Source organism: Collinsella aerofaciens (assembly GCF_039752955.1).
GTDB classification, from domain to species: Bacteria; Actinomycetota; Coriobacteriia; order Coriobacteriales; family Coriobacteriaceae; genus Collinsella; species Collinsella aerofaciens_BI.
Map to the genome: position 1 here is coordinate 1 of NZ_JBDMHB010000080.1, position 2,151 is coordinate 2,151.

Consider the following 2,151-nt stretch of genomic DNA (forward strand, 5'->3'; position numbering starts at 1 on the left):
ACGTTATGCCTCAGGACTGCGCCAACCGCGAGGGTACCCGCTGGGTTGCTCTGCGCTCTAGCCATGGCGACGGCGTGCTGGTGACCCGTCCGGCTGACGCCGCCTCCAACCCGTTCTCATTCTCGGCATGGCCCTATAGCTGCGAGGCCATCGATAACGCCAAGCACGTCTACGACCTTGTCAAGGGCGATACGGTCACGGTCAACATCAACGACCAGCTGCTCGGCCTTGGCTCGAACTCTTGGGGTTCCGAGGTGCTCGATTCCTATCGCACCCGTTTTGAGAGCTTCAGCTTTGAGGTGTCCCTGCGACCGCTGACGTCTGCCGATCTGGCTCAGGCGCTGGCACCCATTAAGGAGGCATAAGCCATGCATGTCTTTAACTCGCGCGCCGATTTCGACGCTCAGATGAAGTCCGTCAAGAAGTGGATGCGCACCGGCCAGGCGCTCGATGGTGTTGCTGATCTGCAGCACGACGTGGCTTACTCCATCGGCGACTCGTTGGTGTACTGGTGGGTCTATGCCCGCGAGGCCGCTACCGCCGATCTGGTCGGTCACCGTCGCTATCATGCCGTGCTCGCCCCGCTCGACGGCGACCTGACTGTCGAGGTTGCCCCCAAGGCAGGCCTCACCTGCACCCGCGCCTACAGCGATATCGATGATCGCGAGCGCTTTGAGGGTACGGGGGAGACTGTGACGATTCCCGCCGGCGGCGTTGCTGTCGTCGAGATCGACGAGGCTTACCGTGTTATCGCCGAGGCTTCGGATCCCCGCGTCGTGGTACTGCACGTGACGGTCGAAGGTTATTCCTTCCCCAACAAGTAGTATTCGTCCGTTTGGACGTTTGCTTCGCGCCGTTAAGGGGGATGGCTTTGTTGACTCCCTTTTCCCCATTCCCCTTAGCAGGTGCGCCGTCCGTGTTTGCACTTGCTGCTCGGACGGGTTTAGATGACATTTAATAGATGATTGGGAGGGCTTATGAGCTCTGAAAAACGAGGAACGATCGGTTCGTTCGCTCTGCTGGGCATGACGGTCGCCGCCGTGTTCGGTATCAAGAACATCATCAACAACAACGCGGCCATCGGCTTGGCAGCTGCGCCGTCGTTCTTCTTCGCCACGCTTTTGTACTTTGTCCCCTATACCCTGGTTACCGCCGAGTTCGTCGGCCTCAACAAGGACTCCGAGTCTGGCGTGTACGCATGGGTTAAGACCTCGATGGGTGGTCGCTGGGCGTTCCTGACGGCATTTAGCTACTGGTTTGTTAACCTGTTCTTCTTTGCGTCCGTCCTGCCCAACGTCATCATCTACGCGAGCTACGTGTTCTTTGGTGCCAACGCCGAGCTTTCGCAGCTGTGGATCACCATTATCGAGATCGTCGTCTTTGCTATCGCCACGTGGGTTTCGACCAAGGGCGCTAAGTGGATCGGCTCCATTTCCTCCTTCGGTTCGACCGCGGCTCTCGGCCTGACCGCCGTGTTCATCCTGCTGTCCCTGGCTGCTGCCTTTGGCGGCGTTGAGTTCGCTACGGCTCCTACTCCCGCTAACATGGCTCCCGACATGAGCAACTTCGCAACTGCGTGGGGCTTCTTCGGTACGCTTGCCTGGATCATCCAGGGCGTTGGCGGCGCTGAGTCTGTCGGCGTGTTCCTTAACGACCTTAAGGGTGGCGTCAAGGCCTTCGTGCGCACCGTCGTTATCGCCGGCCTGACCATCGGCCTTCTGTATGCAGGCGCTTCGCTGCTGGTTAACCTGTTCATCCCCGAGGGCGGCGTTGCCATCTCCACCGGTATCTTCGACGTATTCGGCGCTGTCTTTGCCCACTTTGGCATTCCCATGGAAGTGTCTACGCGCGCCATCGGCTTGATCCTTCTCGCCGCCACGCTGGGCTCCCTCATGATGTGGACCTCCGCTCCCATCAAGGTCTTCTTCACCGAGATCCCCAAGGGCGTCTTTGGTAGCAAGATCGTCGAGCTCAACGAGCATGGCATTCCTGCCCGCGCTGCTTGGCTGCAGTTCGCCATCGTCGTCCCCATCCTGATCATTCCGGCCCTGGGCTCCGGTAACCTCGACGACCTGCTCATGATCGTCACCAACATGACGGCTGCCACCGCTCTGCTCCCACCGCTGCTGATTTTGCTTGCCTACTTTATGC

3 protein-coding genes are annotated in these 2,151 nt (G+C 59.5%); all 3 read left to right on the plus strand.

Translation table 11 applies throughout. The features are described 5' to 3' along the window. A partial coding sequence (locus ABHR75_RS09805) for a beta-galactosidase small subunit-related protein (RefSeq protein ID WP_430392727.1) occupies positions 1–365 on the plus strand: 365 nt, incomplete at its 5' end. Positions 366–368: 3 nt separating this feature from the next. Next, positions 369–824, plus strand: coding sequence for a NanQ anomerase/TabA/YiaL family protein (locus ABHR75_RS09810; protein ID WP_346964226.1), 456 nt, complete (start codon positions 369–371; stop codon positions 822–824). Positions 825–977: 153 nt separating this feature from the next. Next, the coding region (locus ABHR75_RS09815; protein WP_346964227.1) for an amino acid permease at positions 978–2,151 on the plus strand (1,174 nt) is incomplete at its 3' end.